Source organism: Sulfitobacter pontiacus, from assembly GCF_040790665.1.
Classification (GTDB): domain Bacteria; phylum Pseudomonadota; class Alphaproteobacteria; order Rhodobacterales; family Rhodobacteraceae; genus Sulfitobacter; species Sulfitobacter pontiacus.
Genome location: NZ_CP160849.1, coordinates 1,173,322 through 1,197,946 on the forward strand (window position 1 = coordinate 1,173,322; position 24,625 = coordinate 1,197,946).

22 protein-coding genes are annotated in these 24,625 nt (G+C 61.4%); 11 read left to right on the forward strand and 11 right to left on the reverse strand.

Annotated elements, in window-relative coordinates:
• Positions 1-69 precede the first annotated feature (69 nt).
• Positions 70-2,148, forward strand: coding sequence for a hypothetical protein (locus tag AB1495_RS05770; protein WP_244268957.1), 2,079 nt, complete (start codon positions 70-72; stop codon positions 2,146-2,148).
• Here AB1495_RS05770 and AB1495_RS05775 read toward each other — a convergent pair.
• From AB1495_RS05775 to AB1495_RS05790, 4 genes are read right to left on the reverse strand one after another with little or no spacing between them, the layout of a single operon-like run.
• Positions 2,120-3,214, reverse strand: coding sequence for an acyltransferase (locus AB1495_RS05775; RefSeq protein ID WP_074636602.1), 1,095 nt, complete (start codon positions 3,212-3,214; stop codon positions 2,120-2,122). The genes AB1495_RS05770 and AB1495_RS05775 overlap by 29 nt on opposite strands.
• 57 nt (positions 3,215-3,271) lie before the next feature.
• On the reverse strand, positions 3,272-4,681 hold the full coding sequence (locus AB1495_RS05780; protein ID WP_244268959.1) for an oligosaccharide flippase family protein: 1,410 nt from the start codon (positions 4,679-4,681) through the stop codon (positions 3,272-3,274).
• Between the two features lie 27 nt (positions 4,682-4,708).
• Positions 4,709-5,626 (reverse strand): glycosyltransferase family 2 protein, encoded by a 918-nt coding sequence (locus tag AB1495_RS05785; RefSeq protein ID WP_074636605.1) that lies wholly within the window; start codon positions 5,624-5,626, stop codon positions 4,709-4,711.
• Positions 5,627-5,674: 48 nt separating this feature from the next.
• Positions 5,675-6,991 (reverse strand): HlyD family type I secretion periplasmic adaptor subunit, encoded by a 1,317-nt coding sequence (locus AB1495_RS05790; protein WP_244268961.1) that lies wholly within the window; start codon positions 6,989-6,991, stop codon positions 5,675-5,677.
• Between the two features lie 570 nt (positions 6,992-7,561).
• Here AB1495_RS05790 and AB1495_RS05795 point away from each other — a divergent pair.
• Positions 7,562-10,831, forward strand: coding sequence for a Hint domain-containing protein (locus AB1495_RS05795; RefSeq protein WP_074636607.1), 3,270 nt, complete (start codon positions 7,562-7,564; stop codon positions 10,829-10,831).
• Between the two features lie 98 nt (positions 10,832-10,929).
• On the opposite strand, the gene AB1495_RS05800 is transcribed toward AB1495_RS05795, so the two are convergent.
• On the reverse strand, positions 10,930-11,382 hold the full coding sequence (locus AB1495_RS05800) for a hypothetical protein (RefSeq protein ID WP_083350893.1): 453 nt from the start codon (positions 11,380-11,382) through the stop codon (positions 10,930-10,932).
• Positions 11,383-11,554: 172 nt separating this feature from the next.
• Between AB1495_RS05800 and AB1495_RS05805 the strand changes: the two genes are divergently transcribed.
• The 4 genes from AB1495_RS05805 to AB1495_RS05820 all read left to right on the forward strand — a co-directional run bounded on the left by AB1495_RS05805 (position 11,555) and on the right by AB1495_RS05820 (position 15,960).
• The gene (locus tag AB1495_RS05805; RefSeq protein WP_074636762.1) at positions 11,555-12,502 is read left to right on the forward strand and encodes an ABC transporter permease; all 948 of its coding nucleotides are present in this window, start codon (positions 11,555-11,557) and stop codon (positions 12,500-12,502) included.
• Positions 12,499-13,314 (forward strand): ABC transporter permease, encoded by an 816-nt coding sequence (locus AB1495_RS05810; protein WP_074636608.1) that lies wholly within the window; start codon positions 12,499-12,501, stop codon positions 13,312-13,314. The genes AB1495_RS05805 and AB1495_RS05810 overlap by 4 nt, the downstream gene beginning before the upstream one ends.
• Positions 13,311-14,897 (forward strand): ABC transporter ATP-binding protein, encoded by a 1,587-nt coding sequence (locus tag AB1495_RS05815; protein WP_074636610.1) that lies wholly within the window; start codon positions 13,311-13,313, stop codon positions 14,895-14,897. Before AB1495_RS05810 ends, AB1495_RS05815 begins: the two co-directional genes overlap by 4 nt.
• A 67-nt stretch (positions 14,898-14,964) precedes the next feature.
• Complete coding sequence (locus AB1495_RS05820; RefSeq protein WP_074636612.1) at positions 14,965-15,960, forward strand: P1 family peptidase; 996 nt, start codon at positions 14,965-14,967, stop codon at positions 15,958-15,960.
• Positions 15,961-16,022: 62 nt separating this feature from the next.
• Here AB1495_RS05820 and AB1495_RS05825 read toward each other — a convergent pair whose 3' ends face one another.
• The 4 genes from AB1495_RS05825 to AB1495_RS05840 form a co-directional block, all read right to left on the reverse strand.
• Complete coding sequence (locus AB1495_RS05825; protein WP_074636613.1) at positions 16,023-16,505, reverse strand: cytochrome c family protein; 483 nt, start codon at positions 16,503-16,505, stop codon at positions 16,023-16,025.
• Positions 16,506-16,596: 91 nt separating this feature from the next.
• Positions 16,597-17,301, reverse strand: a complete 705-nt coding sequence (locus AB1495_RS05830) for a fumarylacetoacetate hydrolase family protein (protein WP_074636615.1) — start codon at positions 17,299-17,301, stop codon at positions 16,597-16,599.
• A gap of 159 nt (positions 17,302-17,460) precedes the next feature.
• Positions 17,461-18,972, reverse strand: a complete 1,512-nt coding sequence (locus tag AB1495_RS05835; RefSeq protein WP_074636617.1) for a heme biosynthesis protein HemY — start codon at positions 18,970-18,972, stop codon at positions 17,461-17,463.
• A gap of 12 nt (positions 18,973-18,984) precedes the next feature.
• Positions 18,985-19,884 (reverse strand): COG4223 family protein, encoded by a 900-nt coding sequence (locus AB1495_RS05840; protein WP_074636618.1) that lies wholly within the window; start codon positions 19,882-19,884, stop codon positions 18,985-18,987.
• On the opposite strand from AB1495_RS05840, the gene AB1495_RS05845 reads away from it, so the two are divergent.
• Positions 19,865-20,596 carry a hypothetical protein gene (locus tag AB1495_RS05845; RefSeq protein WP_244268962.1) on the forward strand — a complete coding sequence of 244 codons (732 nt, stop codon included), beginning with the start codon at positions 19,865-19,867 and terminating at the stop codon, positions 20,594-20,596. The genes AB1495_RS05840 and AB1495_RS05845 overlap by 20 nt on opposite strands.
• Here AB1495_RS05845 and AB1495_RS05850 read toward each other — a convergent pair.
• Entirely contained in the window at positions 20,588-21,289 is a 702-nt protein-coding gene (locus AB1495_RS05850) for a uroporphyrinogen-III synthase (RefSeq protein WP_244268964.1), read from the reverse strand. The genes AB1495_RS05845 and AB1495_RS05850 overlap by 9 nt on opposite strands.
• An 80-nt stretch (positions 21,290-21,369) precedes the next feature.
• Here AB1495_RS05850 and tsaD point away from each other — a divergent pair, with 80 nt between their 5' ends.
• From tsaD to AB1495_RS05870, 4 genes are read left to right on the forward strand one after another with little or no spacing between them, the layout of a single operon-like run.
• Positions 21,370-22,455, forward strand: coding sequence for a tRNA (adenosine(37)-N6)-threonylcarbamoyltransferase complex transferase subunit TsaD (tsaD, locus tag AB1495_RS05855; RefSeq protein WP_074636623.1), 1,086 nt, complete (start codon positions 21,370-21,372; stop codon positions 22,453-22,455).
• Entirely contained in the window at positions 22,452-23,405 is a 954-nt protein-coding gene (locus tag AB1495_RS05860; protein ID WP_074636624.1) for an NAD(P)H-dependent glycerol-3-phosphate dehydrogenase, read from the forward strand. The genes tsaD and AB1495_RS05860 overlap by 4 nt, the downstream gene beginning before the upstream one ends.
• A 1-nt stretch (position 23,406) precedes the next feature.
• Positions 23,407-23,679 (forward strand): YciI family protein, encoded by a 273-nt coding sequence (locus AB1495_RS05865; protein WP_005850688.1) that lies wholly within the window; start codon positions 23,407-23,409, stop codon positions 23,677-23,679.
• Entirely contained in the window at positions 23,679-24,098 is a 420-nt protein-coding gene (locus AB1495_RS05870) for an EVE domain-containing protein (protein WP_074636626.1), read from the forward strand. Before AB1495_RS05865 ends, AB1495_RS05870 begins: the two co-directional genes overlap by 1 nt.
• 86 nt (positions 24,099-24,184) lie before the next feature.
• Here the strand turns inward: AB1495_RS05870 and AB1495_RS05875 are convergent, their stop codons facing one another.
• Positions 24,185-24,526, reverse strand: coding sequence for a DUF2853 family protein (locus tag AB1495_RS05875; RefSeq protein ID WP_005850691.1), 342 nt, complete (start codon positions 24,524-24,526; stop codon positions 24,185-24,187).
• Between the last annotated feature and the right edge of the window lie 99 nt (positions 24,527-24,625).

Sequence of the window (24,625 nt, forward strand, 5' to 3'; positions counted from 1 at the left end):
GCAACGGTTCAGCGAGGTTGATATGTATCGATGCCTACGAATTCTGATCGCAAGGTATGGACTATGCAGATGACACTCGGACTGGGCATGAAACTGGGGCAAACGATGGCGGGGTCGCTGCCGCTAAAGATTTCGCCCGTCACGGAAATTCTTGCAGATGGTTGGCGGGCCGAGCACCGAGATATGCCGTCGTTTTCCACCACTTCCGAGGCGCGGAATGTGACCGTGAACCGGCGCGGTTTTGATACGGCGGCGACGGCTGTCAGCAAGGCTTCGGTTGTGCAGCTCACCAGCCGTGTCAGGCAGCCCTACCCAGATCATTCAAATTTTACTGACAAGACAGTCGCGTGTTCAGACTTTGTTTACGCGGGCGATACTATCAACGGTGCAATCAATCACAGCACAAGGCCAGCGCCCCGGCCTATTGCCATGTGGTTAAACCACGACCGTGAGAGGGTAGAAGATGATGCACATATACTAAGGCTGGCAGTTGCCCACGCATATGCCCAACAGGGGCAACCCGTCGCGGCGGTGCGGTTCATCGTCCGCGATACGCTTGGCAACGAAGCATCGCAGCTTGTGTCGTCGCAAAGCAGTCTTGGATTTGAGGCGTCGGGGCTCCATGTTCCGCATTATGCAGCGACGGTTGATCTATTAGGCTTGGCCCAGGAGGATTTATTGACTGTAGATGCCACCATCTACCCATGGGTGGGGGACGCCTTTTCCATCAGTGCCGGCGCCGATGAATATCCGTCCCCCAACCTGACGACGCTTCGGATGCTGAACGACACGAGCGGCGGGTATGGGGCATGTTATGCCCAAGTCGATGGAACCACGGGCGACGATGCGACGGGTCAGGCTGCGTCTGCGCGCGCAGATGCCATTGCCGCCCCATTTGCGTCAATCGCGGCCGCGGCTAACGCGATCAAGGAATTCAATGCCGCGCATTTTGGGCGGGTGGATGATGCGGGCGGTGGTACGATTTTACTGGCAGAGGGGGCGCATATCCTAACGCCTTTCAAGGCTGCCGGTCGATCGGCACAGCTGCCCTTGTGTATCAGGGCTGAAGACCCGTCCAAACGGGATAGCACGATCTTAACGGACGGTGGAGTCAATCGGTTCAATGGCATACCAACGCACCTCAAGATTTGTGATGTCACTTTGCAGAAAGGCGGGGCGAACACGGTGTTTCTGGACAGTGGTGCAGACTCGGCAGGCAATCTTTTGATAACAAAGAACTGTCTTTGGGACGCTAACGGTTTCGGCAGCTACGGCGCTTGGGTTTACCGGGTGGGGCGTTTTGTACAAATCAACTGCTCCGTCGTGCCCAACAAAGATCCACGCCAGGGCAATTCCTTTTCGACCGAAGCAATCATGGTCACCGCGATCGGCTGCGAAAGCTGTGCCGGAACAATTACCTATCAGGCGCTCGGCTGTTCGGGACTTGACGAATTCACCCTCCGGGCACCGATTGGCAACCGGCCTGCCATGACCGGCACGTTTTTAGGGTGGAACACTTTCAGCAATGGCAGCGCGACCAATGCAATCGTTTCCGTAAGCACCGAGATCGGCGCGCAAGGCTTTGCTTTTGTAGGGAACATCGTGGAAAGCTGGGGGAGCTCTACAAATGCGGCGCTGCGATTGAACGCTGACAGCGACGCAAATGCAGCCCAAAACATCGTTGTGCACAACAATACCATCGCGGGGGAACGCGCGAATTTGCTGTATCTGGACGGCACCGAGAACGTGGCGAAATCGGGCTCTTTCCGGAACAATCTGTTTCACCGCATCAATATCAAAAGCGATGTATTTTCCGGCGAAACCTCCCTTACCGGCAACTGGCCAGCGCGGTACAAGGTTGGATGGTCGCATAATGTCGCAATCGCAGGGTCAAGTAATGAACCCGGCTATGGCCCGTCCTCGTGGCTGGGGGAACTGCCGTCGATCGGTGAGGTTTCACATATCGCCTCGCCTTGGGTCGACGACCGCTCTCACACCGGTAGCAACACAGGCAGCGGTGACTACCGCCCCGACGCACTGTCCGATCTGCCCAAAGTATCACCCGCGCAGGCCCCCTATGGGAGCGACCTTGTGGGAAATACATTGGGCGATAGCGGCTTTATCGGCGCGGTGCTATCCTCCGCGTGATCAAAGACCCGCGCAGAAAACCCTCTCGCACGAAGGTCAGCGCGGGCCGTTCAATCCAGTGCCAGGACGATACCGCGCAAAGCAACGTCAACGGCAAGGCCAGCGCAATGTTCAGCGCCGGCGTCATGTCCCCCCACACCCAAACCACCAGCCCCTGCAGCGGCATCGCGTAAATATATATACCGTATGAATAATCTCCGACCCTATTGAACATCAGCAGGGGGCCCAGCTTGCAATACCCGGCCCAGAGACTGGTGTAGGTCACAGCCAGTGCAAGCATTGGAAAAGCAAAAACCGTAGCGTGCACGGCCCATGTCAGGACGATCAACCCAACGACGAAGGGCCACCGCAAGGGGATATAATCGCGCCAGATCCAGCAGGACGCCCCGAAAACAAAGGGCAAGGACAGCAGCCGCGTTTGCTGTAGGCGCGGATGAATGAGGTCGCCGAGATACGGCGCACCCATCCACGCGATCAGGTATAGCGCCAACAGCACCGCCATCACCCGCCGGCGGGACAGGGCCCCGACAAGGCCGACGAACAGGATCAGCGCGTAGCAGGCGACCTCATGCGCGAGCGTCCAAATCGACCCCTCTACGGTGGGATAGGGATTCGTGGTGAACACGCCCGGCAAGGTATATTGTGGTTTAAACAAGAGTATATTTTGCACGATAAACCGCGCCGTATCGGGATGCGACAGGTACGTACCCGCGTCTAACCCGCTGACCAGCGGCCCCATGATCAGCGCCACGATCAAGATGGACACGGCCAACCCCGGCAGCAGACGCGCGGCCCGCGCCGTGACAAAGGACAAGGCAGACCCCTGCCGGTCGTAGCTGCCCGCGATGAAAAAGCCGGACAGGCCAAAGAACACAAAAACCGCCAGCTCCCCCAGCGAATAGCCAAGCGCTGTTTTCAAAGGCTCAACCGTGCCGCGCCCAAGCGCGAGCGGCCACGCGTGAGAGACCAACACCGCCACCGCCGCGAGAAAGCGAATGAGGTTAAAGTGGTTGTCCCGCCCGATGGCAAGCTCGGACAGACGAGGCGGCTTGACGCGTCTCTTCATGGTGAGCGGCTGCCGTTGCTTTGGCCGGGGCATGTCACTTGTGCGGTCAAAGTCTTCTTATCGGTGCTGTATCGCCTTGGACTCCATCCCATCGGGTGCTCCTTTTGTGAAAGTAATTCTGCAGACATCAGGCAGCACCATCGCCAGACCGGCCAGCAACAGACCGAAGCCTGCGGCCCGAACCCCCATCGGCTGGCCCTGCGTGAAAACCGCCCAAGCCAATACCGCGACCATACAGATCAGCGGCAGGGCCAATGACCGGAGCGGCACCCGTTGCACGCGGTGCATCCAGAGCAGCGCAATCATCAGCCCCGCGGCTTCGCCCAGTCCTGCGATATGCACCACATGGGGCAGGCTTGCGCCTTGCAGCACACCCCATGCCGCGAGGGGTAGGAACGTGATACGCAACAGGTCCGTCAAAAGCTCGGTCTTGCGATACCCTTCGCCCAGCGCGACAATCGCACACCCGCCTTTGACCACCCGCAACGCCTGAACCGCCGTCAAGAGCGTCAGCAGGGGCAGCACAGCGCGGTATTTATCGCCCAACACATGGTGCACGAAGGAACCGCCAAGCAGGTTGACTGCCATGACCATTCCCGCAGCCAGCACAATATGGCTTTGGATCGTGGTGATCGCCTGGGCCCGAAATTCCTGGCGCGCGGTGCTGGCTGACAGGCGGGGCAGAAACAGGCTCATCGTGCTACGCATCAGGACCAGCGACGGGGTCAGTGTTAGCGATACGGCCATGGAAAACAGGGCCAGCGCCTCTAGCCCCAAAAGACGCCCGACGATGGCGCGTTCGCCATTGAACACCAGAAACATCACCGCGCCGCTTGCCATGAGGGGCCAGCCGAACCGCATGCTTTGAACCATAACGGTGCGATCAAACCGCAGCCGATAAGGGCGTTTCGCAACTGCATGAGACATGAGCGTGGCCAGCGCCATATGCACCAACACGGCAAAAAGCATGATGCGGAAGTCATCGAACATCCGCGATAGGGGCAGCAGCGCGGCCAACGACCCCAGCGGCGGCAGCAGCGCGATCCATATCGCGGCGCGATGTTTGTGGTGACGGGTCTGGCGATAGACGTCCAGATGCATCCCCCCCTGTAACAGCGGCACCACAGAGATCAGCTGAAACGCCCATGATAGCTGCAACACCCCAAAGGCATGCGCCAGAAGCGGCGCGAGAAGGAACAGTGCCACCGCCCCGATCATGCCACGTATCAGCGCCACACCATGCAGCGCGCTATGGAAATCCGCGTCATCCCCCTTGGGCGCATTGACGATCTGTTGTTGAAAGCCAAGCGCGGTCAGCATCTCTATCATAGCAAGCGCGAGCACGAGGCTTGTGCCGATCCCGAAATCTTCGAGGCTGATCAGGCGCGACACCACCACCGTGCGCAGCAGCAAGATCGCCGCGGCGCAGGCGTTGCCGGACAGCAGAAAGCCAAAGGACCGGATCACGGTCCACCCCCTGTTGCGCATCTGATGTCAGGGCAGGTCAATGCGGTTCCACCGGTGCAAAAGCCGTTCGGGGTCATGGCCCCGCAGCAGCGACAGCATCCGTCGCGCGCGGTAAAGCCGGATAGACGTCAGCCCGATCAACGCCATCACACGGTTGCGCGCACCCTTGATGCGGGGGCTGGTCATAACCTCCGCTACAGCGCATAGCGGTGACGGAATAAGCAGCAGCGCCTTTATCGCCCACCGGATCCGGCCGCCAAGGCCGGTACATCGCGTCCAGTCATGGGCAAGCTGCCTGTCCCATTTCAGCCGCAGGCCCGTCGCCGTATGCGGCGGATGATAGACAACCAGATCGGCGGCGAAGCCTATGCGATATCCGGCAAAGGTGGCGCGCTGGCCCCAGTCGCGGTCCTCGGCATGGTGGAGGCCCTTGAACGGGCCGACCGCGTCGAACACCTTGCGATGCACGATCAGATTGCCCGTCCCCGTGAACCCCTGCTGCGCGATATAGCGGTCCATCCGATAAGCAAAAACCGCTTGATATGCGGTCGCGGGGTCAAGTCTGCGCCCTTTACGTTCGATACGGACATCACCGCCAAGGATCCTATGGGGGTCGCGCGCCATATGCGCGGCAATATGCGCCAGCCAATGCGCGTCGGGCAGGCAATCGGCGTCCAGAAAGGCAAGCACATCGCCCCGTGCCCGCGCCGCGCCAAGGTTACGTGCGGGGCCGGGGCCGGGGATCGGCTGGTGGATCAGGGATACCCATGGGTAATCGTTAACAACTTCTTGCGGTGACCGGGCGGAGCCATTGTCGACGACGATCACCTCGACCGGCTTGCATGTGCCCGCGTCCAGCGCGGCAAGGCAACGCGCAAGGGCGTTGTGTTGGTTGAGATGGGGGATCACGACAGTGATGCCGGGCGGGGCGGACGGTGTGTTCATCCCCTCTTAAGACGCGAAGATGGTAAAGATTTCGCTAACGTCGAGGTCTCAGGAGCCGCGGAACCCCCGGCGCAGCTGGCTGCTGATAGGCTCTGCCAGATAACTCAACACGGTTCTGTCTTTGGTCTTCAAAAACGCCTCGATCGGCATACCGGGGACCAAACGGACGGAGGCTGGCAGACGGTCCAGCTCGGTACGGGGGATATCCAGAATGACCCGATAAAAGCTGTCGCCATTGCGCGGGTCCACCACCACCTGCGGAGAGATGCTGTAAACGCTGCCGGTCAGTTGCGGGGTCGTGTGCGGGTCAAAGGCGGTGAGCACGAGGGTGGCAGGCTGATCATAGCGTACCAGATTGATCGAGCGCGGATCGACCTGCACCTCGAATTCGAACTTTGACTGCTGCGGCACGATATCCATCAAGGTCGCACCCGCCCCAACAACCGCGCCAACGGTCGTGGCGCGCAGTTCGTGCACCATCCCGTCGACGGGGGCCCGAAGGGCGATACGGTCAAGCTGCGCCTGGCGGGTGAGGATCGACAGGGTCAGTTCCTGAACTTCGGCAGTGACCTCGCGCAGTTGCAGCGCGACCTGTTCCTGAAACCGGCGATCGGCTTGCAGGCTTTCCAGCTTGAGCGTCCAGCGTTGGTGGATCAACCGCGCCAGATCCGCCCGCCGCGCGGCAAGGTCACCGCGCAAACCGGCCCGCGTGGACTGTAGTTGCGACAAACGGACCTGCGGGGCCAACCCCTTTTCAACCAAGCGCGTGAGGCTGCGCAGCTCTGTCGTGAGGATGGCAAGTTGTTGTTCCAGCGCAGAGATTTGGCCGTTAAGGCCCGTGGCCTGGGTTTCGACATCGGCAAGATCACTGGCCATACGGGCGCGCATTCCCGCGCGCATCTGGGCCCGCGCCTTGAATATCGCGGCCTGCCCTGCCTGCGCTTGCGACATATCCAGCGCGCCGATTTTTGGCGGCAGATCAATGGCATCGAAACGGGGGGCGGGGCTTTCGTCACGCTCTGCCTCCAGACGGGCACGCAGACCCGCTGCCTCGGCCAGACGGGCGCGCGCCATGCGCAGGTCAATCTGCAAGATCGTGGCATCAAACCGCGCCAAGACCTGCCCCGCCTTGACGATATCCCCGTTCTTGACCGGCAACTCTGCCAATACGCCGCCATCCACCGTCTGGATCACCTTGGGCTTGCCCGCCACATCGATCTGCCCCGTCGCGATCACCGCCCCCGAAATCTGTGTTGTCGCGGCCCATCCCCCAAGCAGCGCAAACAAGCAGAACATCGCGGCCATCGCGGCACCGGTAATGTGCCAAAGGCCGGTCTTGGGCTCAGGGGGGGCATGATGTGGCACGGAAAGCTCCTTTGGTTGATGAACCCGGCGGGGATGCTGGGGGTGCATTCACCTTCGACAGAGGCTTGAGGCGCTGCGGCGGCATTCGTGCGGCGGAATTGAGGCGCGGAGTCTGCATGGCGGCGCGGTACAGGGTCAGGGGCGCCCTGTGGCCCGATGGGTTTAAACCGAGCAAGAGATCAGCCCCGAGGGGGGAGAGACGGATAAACTCGCTTATTTTCAGTCGACTAGGGCAAAACCTCTGCGGTCAACCTTCCGCAAGCCCCCCCTATGACCGCTGCAAGTTCACGCCGCTTTTACCGTGCACTTCGGTCACATCTCTAAATACCCGGCATTTTAGACCATTTGATCACATCGCAGCGCATACGCCCTGCCCCCGCGTTTCCGCGCTGTGCGCTTGGCGTTGATCCTTACCAGAATGTGTATTGTTTCGATCAAAAGCATAGAAACATGGCCACATTGTTTTTGTTTCCGGTCAAAGTGACGCCACATTGTCCCCGTACCCACAACAATACACAGGACGCGGGCCACAGGCCTGCCACCGGTTCAAAGATGTTGAGGGCTGTAACAATGGCAACCAGATTTAACGTTTTCTACCTTGGGAATGTCGGTCGTATCGATACGACCGAGGGAAACCAGATCAGCGAAAACGCACGCTCGCTGGAGGGGGAAACCTTTGGGGGTGCCAACAGCCCGCTTTACAACAACATCAAATCCTTCTCTCCGGGGGCGCGGGGGTATGGAAATACTGCACGCGGCACATACTCTACTGATAACAGTGGGGAAAACGGGTCTGATACCTTCCGCATCGACGATGGCAACAGCCAGAACTTTGACGCCATCGCTTCCTATGCCGCGACGCTGACCTACGCCGACGGTTCCCAGGCGACCGTAACGGCGATTGTCTTCCAATCCACCAACGGAGACCTGTTTCTTGCGCCGGCTGCCAGCTCCTCCGATTATCAATCCGCGCTTGAGGCGGGGCCCATCGACTCCATCACGTTCAACACTGTCTCTTCAAACGAGTCGATGATGTACGCCAGCCGCGTCGATGCCGACTATGTTGCGCCGGATGGCACCGTTGATGGGACGTCGGGTGATGATTCCATGCGTGTGGGATCGACGGACGCGCAAGCCGACGAGGTGGACAACAGCGGCAACGTGGTGAAGCTGGGCGCGGGCAACGACAAAATCTCGGCCGGGTCGGGCGATGACACAATTTTGGGCGGTGCGGGAAATGACTATATCGCGGGGAATGACGGCGACGACCGCATCCACGGCGACGCCGACACCACTGAAGCAACGTCGTTTTCCTGGGCCAACCAAAACATCGAAGATGGTGTCAGTGTCACGGGTGGCATCACCGGCGTCACCGACTCCGGCGATATCCAGGTCACGATGTCGCTTGATCAGGGGGAGAACTTTCGCTCTGCCACGATGGAGCGGAACGACCCGCTGTACGACTACAACGAACTAAGCGACAGTTCGTCGATCCATATCCTTGGCGGTGCGGCGGGGTCGGACCCGAATACCGCGAAGATGAGCATCGACTTCTCGTCGCTGGACAGCGGCGTGTCGGACGAGGTGAGCAATGTCACCTTCGGTATTTTCGACATCGATCAGGCCTATGGCTTCGTGGATGAAGTCATCGTGCGGGCCTATGACGCCGACGGCAATCTTATCCCTGTTAATCTGACGGCGGGCAATAGCGATACGCTGGACGTGAACGACGAAACCGGCCGTGCCATCAGCACGGATGCGGGGCGGGGCACGACCAATGCCAAGACGGGTTTCCTGCAGGTCGATATCGCGGGCCCCGTTTCGCGGATCGAGATCGAGTATAACAACCACGACCCCGATGATACCGGCCACGCGATCCGTGTTGGCGACCTCAAGATGTCGACCATCAGCGCGACCGATGCGGGCAATGATACGCTGGACGGTGGGGCTGGCAACGATACGATCTATGGCGACGGTGGGGATGATAGCCTTTCCGGTGGGGCGGACAATGACAGCCTGTCCGGCGGCAGCGGTGACGACCGGATCGAGGGTGGCACGGGCCACGATACGATCGCGGGCGGCACTGGCAATGATGCCATGTCGGGCGGGGATGACGCCGATCTGTTTGTCATGGAAGATGATTTCGGCACCGACAAAATCGCCGGTGGCGAAGGCGGCAAGGACTATGATGTCGTTACCTTCGACGCGCTGAGCAACGGTGTCTCTGTCACCTATACCGGCGCAGAGGCGGGCACCGCGACCGAAGGCCCCAACAGCGTTTCCTTCACCGAGATTGAAAAGCTGGTTCTGACCAGTTCATCGGATTATGTGGATGCCAGCATTGGCGGTGTCGCGGTTGATACCGGTGCAGGCGATGACACGATCAAGGTTGGTGATGGCGCCTATAACATCGACGCCGGCACGGGCGACGACCGGATCATCCGCGAGGCGGGCACCACAGCGGACGACGCGAACTCCGTCATCGACGCGGGCGATGGCATCGATACCTATGTCGCAGGCAGCGGGCTGGGGGCGGACCACACCGTCGATCTTGCCGCCAGCCGGCTGGACCACGCAGGAAACGACCGTGGCGATCTGCTGAACTTTGAAAACGTCGCGCTCGAGAACTCTGCCGCGTCGGTCAAGGGCGACAGCAAAGACAACACCATCACCGCGCGCGGAACACAGGACAACAGCTTGTCCGGCGGCGACGGCAATGATTCAATCGATGGCGGCGGTGGCAATGACAATCTACATGGCGACGCGGGCCGCGATACCCTGATCGGGGGCGACGGCAATGATACGCTGGACGGCGGTCAGGGCGATGACCAGCTGACAGGCGGCGACGGCGATGACGTATTCGTCTACTCCGGCGGTCACGACACGATCACCGATTTCAACGCGGGCAATACCGGCCCGCTGGATGACGACGACACCACCAATAATGATTTCATTGATCTAAGCGGCTATTACGACAAGATCTTCGATCTGCGCGCTGACTATGAAGACAATGGCATTCTGGATCAGTCCAACTTCGAAACCACGGATTACACCTATAATTCCAAGTTCGAGGATGGGTCGCTCAAGTTCATCGGCGTGCAGGCGCAGCACTTTACCTACGACAACACCGGCGTTGTCTGCTTTGGCAAAGGCACCGCCATCCGCACGCCGCGCGGGGATGTCTTGGTCGAAGACCTGCGTGTCGGCGATCTTGTCACCACAATGGACAACGGCCCGCAGAAAATCCGCTGGATCAACACGCGGTCCTACGATCCCGAACAAATGCAAAAGGGATCACATCTGCACCCCGTGCTGATCAAACGTGGCACTTTCGGTGCCGAACGGGATCTCTTGGTCTCGCAGCAACATGGTGTTTTGGTCGGCCAGAGCGGCGACAGCTTTGCCCGCGCCAAACATCTTGCCGACGCGGCCAAAGGCGTGCGCATCGCCAAGGGCAAAAAATCGGTCACCTACGTTCACCTGATGTTTGACGACCATCAGGTGATCTTTGCCGAGAACGTCCCGTCGGAAAGCTTCTACCCCGGCCCGATGGCGCTGACGCAGATGAGCAAACCGCATCGCGCGGCATTCTCCAAGGTACTGCCCGCCTTGGGCACGGGGCGCGTCAGCCGCGAAGAAGTCGCCAAGGTCTATGGCCCCACAGCACGCGTGTTCCTGAAAAAGAAACAGGTGTTGAACCAACACGGCGCGCCTGCGCGCGGCAAGGGCAAGACCCCCTCGCGCCTGATCCTGCAAGCAAGCGCTGATCTGGCCCGGCAGCAGGCGACCAAGGCCATTCGGACCCGTAATACAGTGACAACGGCAGAGGCCCGCACCTGACCCTAAAACGCGGTATAGTCACTGTATTCTACACTGTATCGCACAAAAAAGGCGGGCGCATTTCTGCACCCGCCCGCAAAACCCTGAAGGGTTAAGTCTTATTTGTCGCCTGGCAGACCGGCAGCGGCCTCACCAACTGTGGCGTCAAGGTTCTGGTTACATACAACCATGAACTGCTCCATCGCGGCTTCGTCCATAGGCTCTGCCGTCATGTTGGATTCAGCAGTGTTACCACCTGTGTCTTCAACAGCTTTCAGATCACCTTCCAGCGAACCTTCTTCAGCTTCGTCGTTAGTTGCTTCAGCAGCTGTCACTGTTGTAGTGGTGGTTGCATCGCCGGTGTCACGGCCAGAGTCGCCCATTGAGCCACCGTTGTCACCATCGTCGATCTCTGCGATCGCAGCGGAAGCCACCATCATCTGATCGTCTTTCGACAGTTCGTTGAACTCGGCGCAGGTCATCGAGGTGTCAGCATGTGCGGCAGCAAATGCTGGTGCGGATACGGTACCCATAAGGGCGGCAATAGCGAGTGTCTTAAATGTGTTGGTCATCGTTAAGCTCCTAAATTCTCGTTTCTGCATACCCAACCCCGTGCAGCGCGAATTGGTTCCCCTGCCCCAAAACTAATCGCTTCACCAAAAAGAGAGCGACGGGTAAGCCGTTCGCCTTAAAAAGGTTTTTCTGCGCTGGACGCTGTTGGATTGCGCGCCTACCTTCGGCCCCATGATCCGGTACACGCTCAAACGTTTGCTTTCGCTCTGTATCAGCCTGGCTGTTGCGTCGCTGGTGATCTTTACCGTTATCGAAGTTGCCCCCGGTGACCCGGCCTCTTTTATGTTGGGGATGAACGCGCAGCCTGAGACGCTTGCTGCGCTTCGCAACGAACTTGGGCTCGATGCATCGAAACCGGCGCGCTATCTGGCTTGGGTCGGCGGGCTGCTGCAAGGGGATTTCGGCACCTCCTATACCTACCGCACCCCCGTGTCCGAGATGATCGCCGCGCGGCTTTGGGTGTCCCTGCCGCTGGCGCTGTACGCGCTTGGGCTGTCCACGCTGATCGCCTTTCCCGCGGGGATCTATGCGGCGGCACGGCGTGGCAAAGCCGGTGATATGGGGGTCATGGGGGCCACACAACTGGGGGTCGCGGTGCCCAACTTCTGGTTCGCGATGATCCTTGTGCTGATATTCGCCATCAACCTGCGCTGGTTCGCCGCCGGCGGTTTTGTCGGCTGGGATCAGGGTGTGCTGACGGGGCTGCACGCCCTGACCCTGCCCGCCATTGCGCTGGCCCTGCCCCAGGCGGCCATTCTGGCGCGGGTCATGCGGTCGGCGCTGCTGGATGTCTTGGGCGAAGACTATATGCGCAGCGCCCGCGCCAAAGGGCTGACCGAAAGACAAGCGCTGTGGCGGCACGGGTTACGCAATGCGCTGATCCCTGTGCTGACGATCATCGGGCTGCAATTTTCCTTCCTGCTGGCGGGGTCGATCATCATCGAACAGGTGTTCTATCTGCCAGGGCTTGGACGGCTGGTGTTTCAATCCATTTCGGCGCGGGATCTGATCGTGGTGGAATCCGTGGTCATGCTGCTGGTCTTCTCGGTCATTGTGGTGAACTTCCTTGTGGATCTGGCCTATGCGGCGGTTGACCCGCGTCTGAGGGCGCGCGCATGAACCGGAACCTGATCCTTGGCGCGCTGCTGACCTCGGTCTTTGTGCTGTCCGCGCTTGTGTCCTTTGTCTGGACGCCGTTTTCCCATACGGCAATGGATATCCCGAACAAGCTGCAAGGGGTCGGCGGTGCGCATCTGCTGGGCACCGATCACTTTGGCCGCGACATCCTGAGCATGATCATGGTCGGCGCGCGCACCTCTATCGCCGTGGCGCTGGTGGCGGTGGGTATCGGCATGGGCCTTGGCGTGCCGCTTGGTCTGTGGGCGGCAGCCAAACGCGGGTCGCTGGTGGACGAGATCATCATGCGCGGCAACGATCTGGTCTTTGCCTTCCCTTCACTGGTGATCGCGATCCTGATCACGGCGATCTTCGGGGCCAGCGCGGTGAACGCGATCATCGCCATCGGCATCTTCAACATTCCCGTCTTTGCGCGTATCTCCCGCGGGGCCGCGCTCAGCCTGTGGGAGCGTGAGTTCATCCTCGCCGCGCGGGTCGCTGGTAAATCGGCGGCGCGGATCTCGGTCGAACATATCCTGCCCAATGTGACCAATCTGTTGATCGTGCAGGGGACGATCCAGTTCAGCCTCGGCATTCTGGCCGAGGCAGGGCTGTCCTATGTCGGGCTGGGCGCGCAGCCGCCGACGCCATCCTGGGGCCGGATGCTGGCAGATGCGCAGACCATGGTCAGCATCGCACCGCATATGGCGCTGGTGCCGGGGTTCGCGATCATCCTGACGGTGCTGGGGCTGAACCTGATGGGCGACGGGCTGCGCGATGCGCTGGACCCGCGGTTGCGGGTGCGCCGGATATGAGCTTGCTTAGCATCACCAACCTGTCGGTGGCGATCCACCGGTTCGATATCCTGCAGGACGTAACCCTCTCTGTCGACGCCGGAGAGATCGTGGCCGTCACCGGCGAAAGCGGCTCGGGCAAATCCATGACCGCGCTGGCGGCGATGCAGCTGCTGCCCAAGGGGACGCAGGCGCGCGGTCATATCATGCTGGGGGATCAAGACCTGCTGGCCCTGCCCGAAGCCGAGCTTTGCGCGATTCGCGGCAATGACATCGGCATGGTGTTTCAGGAACCGATGACGGCGCTGAACCCGGTGCAAACCATCGGCCATCAAGTGGCGGAAACCATCCGGATCCACGACAAAACCGTGTCACGTCACGCCGCAGCCCGCCAAGCCGCCGAGACGCTTGAACGGGTCGGCCTGCCAAATGACCGCTTTCCCCTGTCCCGCTACCCGCACGAGCTGTCGGGCGGTCAACGCCAACGGGTGGTGATCGCGATGGCCATTGCGCTGCGGCCGCGCTTGCTGATCGCCGATGAACCGACCACCGCGCTGGATGTCACGACCCAGGCGCAGATCCTTGATCTGCTGAAATCGCTGGCGCGTGACGACGAGATGGGGCTGCTGATGATCACCCATGATCTGGCGGTGGTCGCCGATATGGCCGACCGCATCATCGTCATGCGCAAGGGAGAGATCGTCGAACAGGGGCACACACACACCCTGCTGCACACCATGCGCCACCCCTATACGCGGATGCTGTTTGCCGCCTCGACCCATGCGGTCGCCCTGCCTGCCGCCCCGCCTCCGCAACCACTGCTGAAGGTGGAAAACGTGAGCCGCGACTACGTGCTGCCACGCAAGACGCTGTTCGGCAAACCGGGGCGTTTCCGCGCCGTCGATAACGTGTCCTTCACCCTGCAACGGGGGGAACGCCTTGGCCTCGTGGGTGAAAGCGGCTGCGGGAAATCGACCCTGACACGGGCGCTTTTGGGTCTGGAACCGGTTCAATCGGGCAACATCACACTCGACGGCACCGCGGTCTATAGCGGCAGCAAACCCGATCTTGCCGTGCGGCGCAAAATGCAGGTGGTGTTCCAGGATCCCTTCGGCAGCTTCAACCCGCGCCACCGCGTGGACCGGCTGATCACCGAACCGTTCCACCTGCTGCCCGACCCGCCCAAGGGCCGCGCCCGCAGCGATGCCATCGCCGATGCGCTGACCGCCGTGGGGCTGTCGCCGGACGATGCGACCAAATACATCCACGAATTCTCGGGTGGGCAGCGCCAGCGCATTGCCATCGCCCGCGCCCTGATCATCCGCCCCGACCTCATCCTCTTTGACGAGGCGGTGAGCGCGCTCGACGTCTCGGTTCGGGCGCAGATCCTTGATCTGCTGGCAGAGCTTTGCAGCGCCTATGACCTGACCTACCTCTTTATCTCCCATGATCTGTCGGTGGTGCGCACGGTCACGGATCGGGTGCTGGTCATGAAATCGGGGCAGATCGTTGAACAAGGCGCCACCGTCGACGTCTTTGATCACCCCCAACACCCTTACACACAAAAGCTCCTCGCCGCCGCGCCCCGTTTGCCGGATCTGTGATGCCCTGCTTCATTTTGCCAAATAAACTCCCCGCGGAGCGTCCCGCACCAACCAAAGGCCCTGCCCTATGAAATCCGGACCCAGAAACCTGATCACCGATGTGCCCGGCCTTCGGGTGGGAAACGCGCAGGACGATGCGCTGAAATCCGGCACGACGGTGCTGCTGGCGGATGACCCCTTTACCGCCTCTGTCCATGTGATGGGCGGTGCTCCCGGCACGCGCGAGACGGATTTGCTCGCCCCCGATAAATCGGTCGCCGCGGTGGATGCGCTGGTGCTGTCGGGCGGGTCGGCCTATGGGCTGGATGCCTGTTCGGGCGTGGTGGACGGGCTGCGCGCGGCGGGGCGCGGGTTCCGGCTGGGCGACGCAACGATCCCGCTGGTGCCGGGGGCGATCCTGTTCGACCTGCTGAACGGCGGTGACAAGACCTGGGCAGAGAACCCCTACCGCGCCTTGGGCCGTGCCGCCTATGATGCCGCGGCTGAGGATTTCACGCTTGGCACCATCGGCGCGGGCACCGGCGCGCTGAGCGCGATGGTGAAAGGCGGGCTGGGGTCCGCGTCACTGCACCTGCCCGATGGAACAATGGTCGGCGCATTGGTCGCGGCCAATCCGGTGGGTGCTGTCACCACGCCGAGTGACCGTCACTTCTACGCCGCCCCCTTCGAGGTGGATGCAGAGTTCGGCGGCATGGGCCCGGACCCGGCGACGGGGCTGGGGATGACGATGGAAAGCCGCAAGATGGCGTCGATGTCCCCGCGCGAGAATACGACGATCGCGATTGTCGCCACGGATGCGACCCTGACAAAGGCGCAATGCCAGCGGATGTCCGTTGCGGCCCATGACGGGATCGGGCGGGCTACGGTGCCTGCGCACACCCCCTATGACGGTGATCTGGTCTTTGGCCTTAGCACCGGCGCGCATGAGGTTGCCGAGAGCATTCTGCCGCTGATCGGCCATGCCGCGTCACTGTGTCTGGCGCGGGCGATTGCGCGGGCAGCCTATCACGCGACACCGGCGGCGGGCGATCTGCTGCCCTGCTGGTCTGATCTGAACAGCTAAACTCATAAAAAAGCCCGCGCTCCCCTCTGGAAACGCGGGCCAATCCGGCTGGTTAGAGCCGCTTATTCGGTTTTCTCGGCCTCTGCATCGTCAGCCATGGGCGCGTCTGCTGCGGCCTCGGCTTCGGGAGAGAACGTCGCGAGATAGGCCGCTACATCTTCGCCGCCTTTACGCATTCTGAACGACATTTTCGAACGGGCTTTCTTGTCATCCAGTGTGGTGCGCAGGAAATCGGTGGGGTTCTGCAGGTATTCGGCCATATTGGCTTCGTCCCAGACCAGACCGGCTTCACCGGCGGCGACCAGATCATCGCCATAGCGATAGTCTTCGACGGTGCCGGCCTGCTTGCCGATGATACCGTAAAGGTTCGGACCGACCTTGCCGCCCCGCTGGATCGTCTCGCCTGCGTCGTCCACGATCATGTGGCAGGCTTTGCATTTGCCGAACTGCTTTTCGCCGGCGTCTGCGTCACCCATGCTATGGCTGTCTGCCAGGGCCGGAACCGCGATCACAGTGGCCAGTAGAGCGCTATAGATATGTTTCATTGCGATTTCCCATATGTATCAATCATCTTGTAACCTAGGGGGTGCCCCCGTGATTTCAACGGGCGCTTTTGTCGCGGGGCGATGCTGGGGCTCAGGCGCGGGGGCCTATTGTCACCTCAAGCGTCGCGATCCCGTCAACGCCGCCGGTCACGACATCCCCTTCCACAAGGGCTGCGACACCGGCTGGAGTGCCCGTCATGATGATATCCCCCGGGGCCAGCGCCATAGATTGCGACAAGATCGCCACGTGTTCGCGCACCGACCAGATCAGATCGGCCAGATCGGCGTCCTGCCGCACCTCACCGTTCACGGCAAGCCAGATGCGCCCCTGTTCCACAGACGGGACGTCGGCGATGGGTTTCAGCGCGGCAATCGGGGCGGAGTTGTCAAAGGCCTTGCCCCAATCCCATGGCCGACCGGCTTTCTTCGCCTCTGCCTGCAGGTCACGGCGGGTCAGGTCGATCCCGACCGAAGCCCCCCAGACGTGATCCATCACGTCAGCTTCCGCGATGTTGCGCCCGCCTTTGCCGATGGCGATCACCAGCTCGATCTCGTGGTGCAGATCTTCTGTCTGGGGCGGATAGGGGATGATGCAAGGCGTATCCAGCACCGCATCGGCGGGTTTGGTGAAAAAGAACGGCGCCTCACGCGTCGGATCTTTGCCCATCTCGCGGGCGTGCGCCTCGTAGTTGCGACCCACGCAGAAGATGCGGCGCATGGGAAAACGGGCGTCGGTGCCCTGCACAGCCAGACTGGCCTGAGGTGCCGGGGGGAATACAAAATCATCAGCGGGCATGGGGGATATCCTTTGCAATAGTCGTGCCACAGACATACGCCCCTGCGGCAGCCCCGTCATCCGATAAGACACCAAAAGGCCGGTTAGACATAAGCTGCAACGCAAAAGGCCGACACAATACGTGCCGGCCTTTGTTTTCGTTCACCTTTGGGCCCTGCGCTATTTCTCGGGCTGGGTCGCTGGTTTTTCAACCGGATCGACGGTGCCTGCGGGGGTGTCGTCGATCAGCTCTGCATCCTCGATATCGGCGCGGGTGGCGACAGGCGGCTTGGCATCCGCGCCCGAGTTATCCTCTAGCGCGCCGACGATCAGCGGCAGCATCTGCACACCGCCGGGCATGGCGACTTCGGACAGGGGCGGGGTTTTCCACGCCAGCGTATCGAAGCTGTGGCAGTTTTCGCAGATCGGCTTCCAGCTCGCGTGGATATGTTGGCAGTTGTCACAAATCCACTGAGGGCCGCGCGATACGGTCAGCGCCCGTGCCAGCCAGCCTTTGACGATGGTATCCGAAGCCCCCTCGCCGCGTTCGATGGCCGCCATCAAGGTGACCGAACGCGCGGTCGGGTCGGTTTCGACCAGATCCCCCAAGGACCGGCGCGCTTGCGGGAAATCTTCGGCGGCGATGTTCAGCTCTGCCAGCAGCATCTTGGTCTCGGGGTGGTCCGGCTGCACGCGGGTCAGCGTGGTAAACCGCTTGAGCCGCTCTTTCGGGGTCTCGTCCGGCTGGATCGCGGCGAAGGCACCGGCCAGATCGGGGTGCGGCTGCACGTCCCACGCTTTTTTCAGCACGCGGGCCGCATATTTCGGTTTGCCCTGATCGATATAACCATGCGCCGCCATCACGGCTGCGGGGATCAGATCGGGGGACAGGCGGTTCGCCTCGATCGCGGCCTCGCGGGCTTCGATGCTGTTGCCTTCGGCAATGACGTCTTTCGCCTCGGACAGGGCGAGCACGGCATCGCGACGTTTATGCACATCACGCGGCATCTGGCCGTTCTTGAGCTTGGTGTTCAGCGTTTGGCGCGCACCGGCCCAATCTTCTTTCTCGGCCTGCAGTTTCAGCAGCACATCACCGGTTTCGGCATGTTTCGGTTTGATGGCAAAAGCTTTCTCGGCCAGCTTCAGCGCGGTTTCCGTATCGCCTTCGGCCAGCTTCTGTTTCATGATCCCGCGCACACCGACAAAACGGGTGCGTTCGTTGGTGACCAGCTTGCGATAGGTCTCTTCTGCCTTGCGACGGTCGCCCGCCATTTCCGCAGCCTGCGCGATCAGCAGATTGGTCAGGTCGGGACGTTCAAGGTATTTATCCGCCTTTGCGGCTTTGGCCATCGCCAGACGCCCTTCGCCGCTGGCCAGCGCCATAAGCCCTTCGGAGAGCGCCTCGTAGCCTTTGCGTTCGCGGTTGCGGTCAAAATAGCGCGACAGCGCGGTTTCGTCGCCGTTCAAGAAATGCCAGACCGCAACCAGCAGCGCAAAGATCTTGAGCATGATCCAGACCGCGACAACCAACAGGACCACGGCGATGACGGATTGCAGCGGGCCAAAGCTGTATTCGGTGCCCATCACGGTGACCTGCAACCCGCCCGAGCTTTCCAGCAAGAACGATGCGCCCCAGGTGATGGCGGCAATCACCGCAACGAACACAACGATCTTAATCAGTGACCAAAGCATAAATCAGGTTCCTCAGTTCGCCGTCAGGCGTTGTGTCAATGTCTGTACGGCGTCTTGAGCGTCGTGACGCGCTTGCGCATCAGAGAGCCATTCGGACAGGGGCTCTTGGGCTTCGGGCGGCAGGGCTTTCACCTCTGCCAGCGCATCGGCCAGACGCCCGTCGCGCATTGCGGCTTCGGCGCGAGACAGGATCGCGTCGGGGTCATCCCCGTCACGCGGCGCAACCGACCGCGCACCCAACTGCTGCTTGAAGAAGCCGCCAATGCCGCCCCCGTCCACCTCGGGCGAGGCCGCACGCGCCGCTGCAAGCGATGCCCGTGACGCATCGGGGAAACGGTCCTGAAGATTGGCAGCGGTGACAACGCCCGTCGCCGCCGTATCAGCAAGGGCCGGCGGGACATCCTGAATACCATTGGCTTGCAGATCGGCGATCTCTGCCTCGAAGGGCTGGCCGGTTGTGACGGCAGATACGATCCGGCCCAAGGCGGATTGCAACGTCGCGGCCTGTGCGGCTTGCGCGGTCGCTTCCTCTACGCTGAGCGCATTGTCGAGCAGACGTTGAATCTCGTCGCGCTGTGTCTCGACCGAGGATTGCAGCGCCGCCAGTTCCTCTTCAAAGGCTGACGTATCGACGGGGGCCGGTGCCTCTGTCGCGGGGCGGTTGCCCAGATCATCCACACGGGTGGCCAGCTCGGCCACCAGCGCCTGAACCTCTTGCAGGGCGGCGTCATCGGTGGGCGCGGGGGCCGGGTCTGTCTCTTCCAGCGCCTTGATCCGTGCTTCTTGCGCGGCGATCGTGTCGGTCAGGTTAGATTGCGAGGTGTCCGCAGGGCGCAGGCCTGCTTGTTCCAGCAGATCATATTCCGCAACAGCGAAACCGATCCCGCCCGCGATGATGCCGCCGAATAGCATCGGCCAAAAGACACTACCGCGCTTTTCAGGCTCTGCCACAGGCGTGACGGGGGGCGGCGTCTTGGTCGGCGCGGCCGGTTTCGCTGATGTGGTCGATGCGGTTGACGTTGCGGGCTTTGACGCGGGCGTGGTCGGTTTATCAGAGGCCGTGTCCGACTTCGCATCCTTCGCGTCAGGCTTTGCGTCGGATTTTGTCTCGGTTGGCTTCGTCTCGGGTTTGGCGGACGTCGCGGCGGTGGCGGAGGCCGCGGGCGAAGCAGCCTTGGCCGCCGTATCACTGCCCCCCGTTTTCACGGTGGGTGTCGTTGCCTCTTTGGCGTCGCTTGCTTTCGCGGCGGTCGATGCTGTGTCGGTGGCTTTCACGCTTTCCGGTTTGACGGTCGCTTTGTCATCGCTGGCTTTACCTGTCGCGGTTTTATCAGCGCTCGCCGCGCTCGCAGCAGATGTCTTGGCCGCAGGCTTGGGCTTGGCCGTTGATGGCTTCGCCGTTGTCCCAGCCGGTTTTGTCGCCGTTGACGATCCGGTTTTCTTGGCTGTGGTCTTCGGCTTGGCGGCGGCAGCAGACGCCCTTGATGTCGAAGATGTCTTCGGGGTGTCGTCACCTGAGCTGGGTGTTTTCGCTTTCGCCACGCTTAAAAACCTTTCCGATTCTGACCTGATATCAGACGTATTGCACAACCTTAGACGGCATCTAGGTCGACCTTCAAGCTAACCTGTTCCAATCCACCGCAGTTTCAAGCGTAAAACGCAGTGACGTGGCGGTTGGTTCAGGGGCGATGAGTATCTGCTGAACCACTGTGCGGTCCAGCGCCTCGGCCACTGCGGGGCTCAGGGCGATGATGGTGGACCGTTGCAAGTCATGTGCCTGATCAGCGAATTGGGCGGCGGTGCGCGGAGAAAACAGCGGCACGATCGACGGGCCATCTGCCAGCGCGGCTTGGGCGTCGCGCGTCAGGGGCAGCGCCTGCTGGTCATAAAGCACCACAGCGCGTGTCGGCAGACCGCCCTGCGTTAACCGTTCGGCAATATCCCCGCGCTGGTGCGTGCCGCGCAGATGCAGCAAGGGCGTTGCGGGGCGATGTGCCATGATCATCGGCAGCAAACGTGCCGCATCGGGGGCGTGAAACGCGACCTGCCAGCCCTTGGCCGCAGCCGCCTGCGCCGTCGCCTCGCCCACACAATAGGCCGGCAGGGTGCCCCCCTTCGGGCCATGCGCCACCCCATTGGCCGAGGTAAAGATCACCCCGCCGATACCGCCCAGATCAACAGGCGCGGCGGTCGGTAGAATGTGCAGTAGCGGGCTGGTCACCAACCGCACCCGCGACAGCAGCGCATCCGGCAGGCTGGCCGCAAACGCCGCGCAGGCGGGCGCAGGGCGGGTCAGGATCAACGCTGGTTTTGTCATCTGACGCTTGGGCCCCAAGGATTGTTCCACCTGCCCCAAGGTGTTACTTGGCCCCTGTCACCCTTGCAACGGAAACAGCCATGTTACTTCTTGGATTGGAAAGCAGCTGCGATGATACCGCCGCCGCGCTGGTGCGTCAGCTGCCGGGGCAACGCGCCCAAGTACTGTCCTCCGTTGTTGTGGGGCAGACCGAGCTTCACGCATCTTTCGGCGGTGTCGTCCCCGAGATCGCAGCCCGCGCCCACGCAGAAAAGCTGGACCTTTGCGTCGAAAAGGCGCTGGCCGAGGCGACGCTGACCTTGGCGGATGTTGACGGTTTCGCCGTGACCGCGGGACCGGGTCTGATCGGGGGCGTGCTGTCGGGGGTGATGTGCGCCAAGGGGCTGTCGGCCGCGACGGGCAAGCCGATGTATGGCGTGAACCATCTGGCGGGCCACGCCCTGACGCCACGGCTGACCGATGATGTGCCCTATCCCTATCTGATGTTGCTGGTGTCCGGCGGGCATTGCCAGTTCCTGCTGGTGCATGGGCCGGACCGGTTTGAGCGCTTGGGCGGCACCATCGACGACGCCCCCGGCGAGGCTTTTGACAAGGTGGCGCGCCTGATCTCTTTGCCACAACCGGGGGGCCCCGCGATTGAGCAAGCCGCCAAGGCGGGCGATCCGAAGCGTTTTGCCCTGCCGCGCCCGCTGCTGGACCGACCCGATTGCGACATGTCCTTTTCGGGGTTGAAAACGGCGGTGCTGCGCACGCGGGACAAGGTGATCGACGAAAAAGGCGGGTTGAGCGTTCAGGATCAGGCCGATCTGGCTGCCGGTTTCCAGGCTGCCGTTACCGATGTACTGGCCGAAAAGACCCGCCGCGCCTTGCGGAAATATTTGGATCACGCACCTGCTGTGCGCAGCCTTTGTGTTGCGGGTGGTGTGGCCGCGAACAAGGCAATAGGCCGCGGATTAGAGACTGTTGCCGCCGAAGTAGACTGCGCCTTTATCGCGCCGCCGCTGTCGCTGTGCACCGATAATGCCGCGATGATAGCCTTTGCCGCGATTGAGCAAAGCCATCTGCGCGCGCCCGATGATCTGACCCTGTCGGCTCGCCCGCGTTGGCCGCTGGACACAAGCCAGCCCGCCATGTTGGGCAGCGGCAAAAAAGGAGCGAAAGCATGAGCATTGCCGTTCTGGGAGCCGGTGCCTTTGGCACTGCGTTGGCGATCTCTTTGGCGGGTAAGGGCGCGGTGACGCTATGGGCGCGGGATGCGCAGGGCATGGGGCAAAGCCGCGAAAACACCGCTCGCCTGCCCGGTTGCCCACTGCCCGAGGGCCTGTTCGTGACCGAGGATCTGGCAGAGGCCGCCAAGGCGCAGACATTGCTCGCCGCTGTTCCGATGCAAAAACTGCGCGGGTTTCTGCGCGATCACGCTGCCGCATTGGACGGCAAGACCATCGTCGCCTGTTGCAAGGGGATCGAGCTAAACACCGGCCTTGGCCCTGTCGCCGTGATCCGCGAGGTGCTGCCCCATGCGACCGCAGCGATCCTCACGGGGCCAAGCTTTGCCGCGGATATTGCGCGGGGGCTTCCCACGGCGCTGACCATCGCCTGCGCCGATAAAACCACCTGCGCGACCCTACAACAGAGCCTAACAACGGCAAACCTGCGTCTTTACCGCACCTCTGATACCGTGGGTGCGGAATTGGGGGGCGCGCTGAAAAACGTTGTGGCCATCGCTTGCGGTGCGGCGATCGGGGCGGGTCTGGGCGAAAGCGCGCGGGCTGCGGTGATGACCCGTGGCTTTGCCGAAATGCAGCGGCTCGCCGCGCATCACCACGCGGATCCGGTGACCTTGGCGGGCCTGTCCGGTTTTGGCGATCTGACGCTGACCTGCACCTCGACCCAATCGCGGAACTACCGGCTGGGGCTGGCCCTCGGCCGGGGGGAGCCCTTTGACAGCGCCACCACCGTCGAAGGTGCCGCCACCGCGCGGGCGGTCGATGCGCTGGCCCATGACAACGGGCTGGATCTGCCGATCACCGCCGCCGTTGCAGGTCTGGTCGAGAACCGCTTAGATGTAGCAAGCGCGATGAAAGCGCTTTTGACCCGCCCTTTAAAGGAAGAATAACATGCTGGTTGCCCTTATTGCCAAAGACAAAGCTGGCGCGCTTTCCGTGCGTCAGGAAAACCGCCCCGCCCATGTGGAGTATCTGAAATCCACTGGCGTCGTTGCCCAGGCCGGTCCGCTGCTGGATGATGCCGGCGATATGATCGGGTCTTTGGTCATTCTGGATGTCGCCGACAAAGCCGCGGCTCAGGATTGGGCCGACAATGACCCCTATGCCAAGGCCGGGTTGTTCGCCGATGTGCAGCTGATCCCGTGGAACCGGGTGATCGGGTAATGGCCTACTGGCTGTTCAAATCCGAACCCTCGACCTGGGGCTGGCCGGATCAGGTCGCCAAGGGGGACGCGGGCGAGGAATGGGACGGCGTGCGCAACTATCAGGCGCGCAACTTCATGCGCGAGATGGCGGTTGGCGATCTGGGGTTCTTCTACCATTCGCAAGGCGAGCGCGCGATTGTCGGCATTGTCGAGGTCTGCGCCGCCGCGCATCCCGATCGCTCGACCGAGGATGCACGCTGGGAATGTGTCGATATCAAAGCCGTGCGCCCGTTTGAAAAACCGGTGACGCTGGACGATATCAAGGCCGATGGCCGGTTCGATGATATGCCGCTGGTCAAAAGCCCGCGTCTGTCTGTCCAGCCTGTCACATCAGAGCAATGGAGCGCGATCTGCGCCCTTGGAAACACCAAACCCTAGAGCCTACTACACGATTTAGGCACACACTTTGGACATAAAAACGCCCGCTGAACCAAGCGGGCGTTTTCAGTTCGACAGGGACAGATTTACGCGTAAACGGATTCTTTGCCGAAGTGTTTGGTCAGCATATAATAGACCACCGCGCGGTATTTGTTCCGCTCGGATTTGCCGTAGGTCTCTACGGCTTTGTGGATACCGTCCATCAGCTCGGGGCTATCCGAGAGACCAAGCTTTTTGATGAGGAAGTTGTTCTTGACCAGCTCAAGCTCGCTTTCCTGCGACGCGGCGATGGTCTGCGCGTCAGCGTTATAGATCGACGGACCGCAGCCGATGGTCACTTTCGTCAGCAGGTCCATATCTGGCGTCATGCCGCATTTTGTTTGCAGATCGTCGGCATATTTCGCGATCCATTCATCTCTTTTGCCCATTCGTGGTCTCCAACCGTTGATTTGACCGATGTTTCCGGCCTTGTTTCAGACCCTAAAGCGGTTTTGACGCGCGCAAAAGAAATTTTTCCCCCCTGCGTT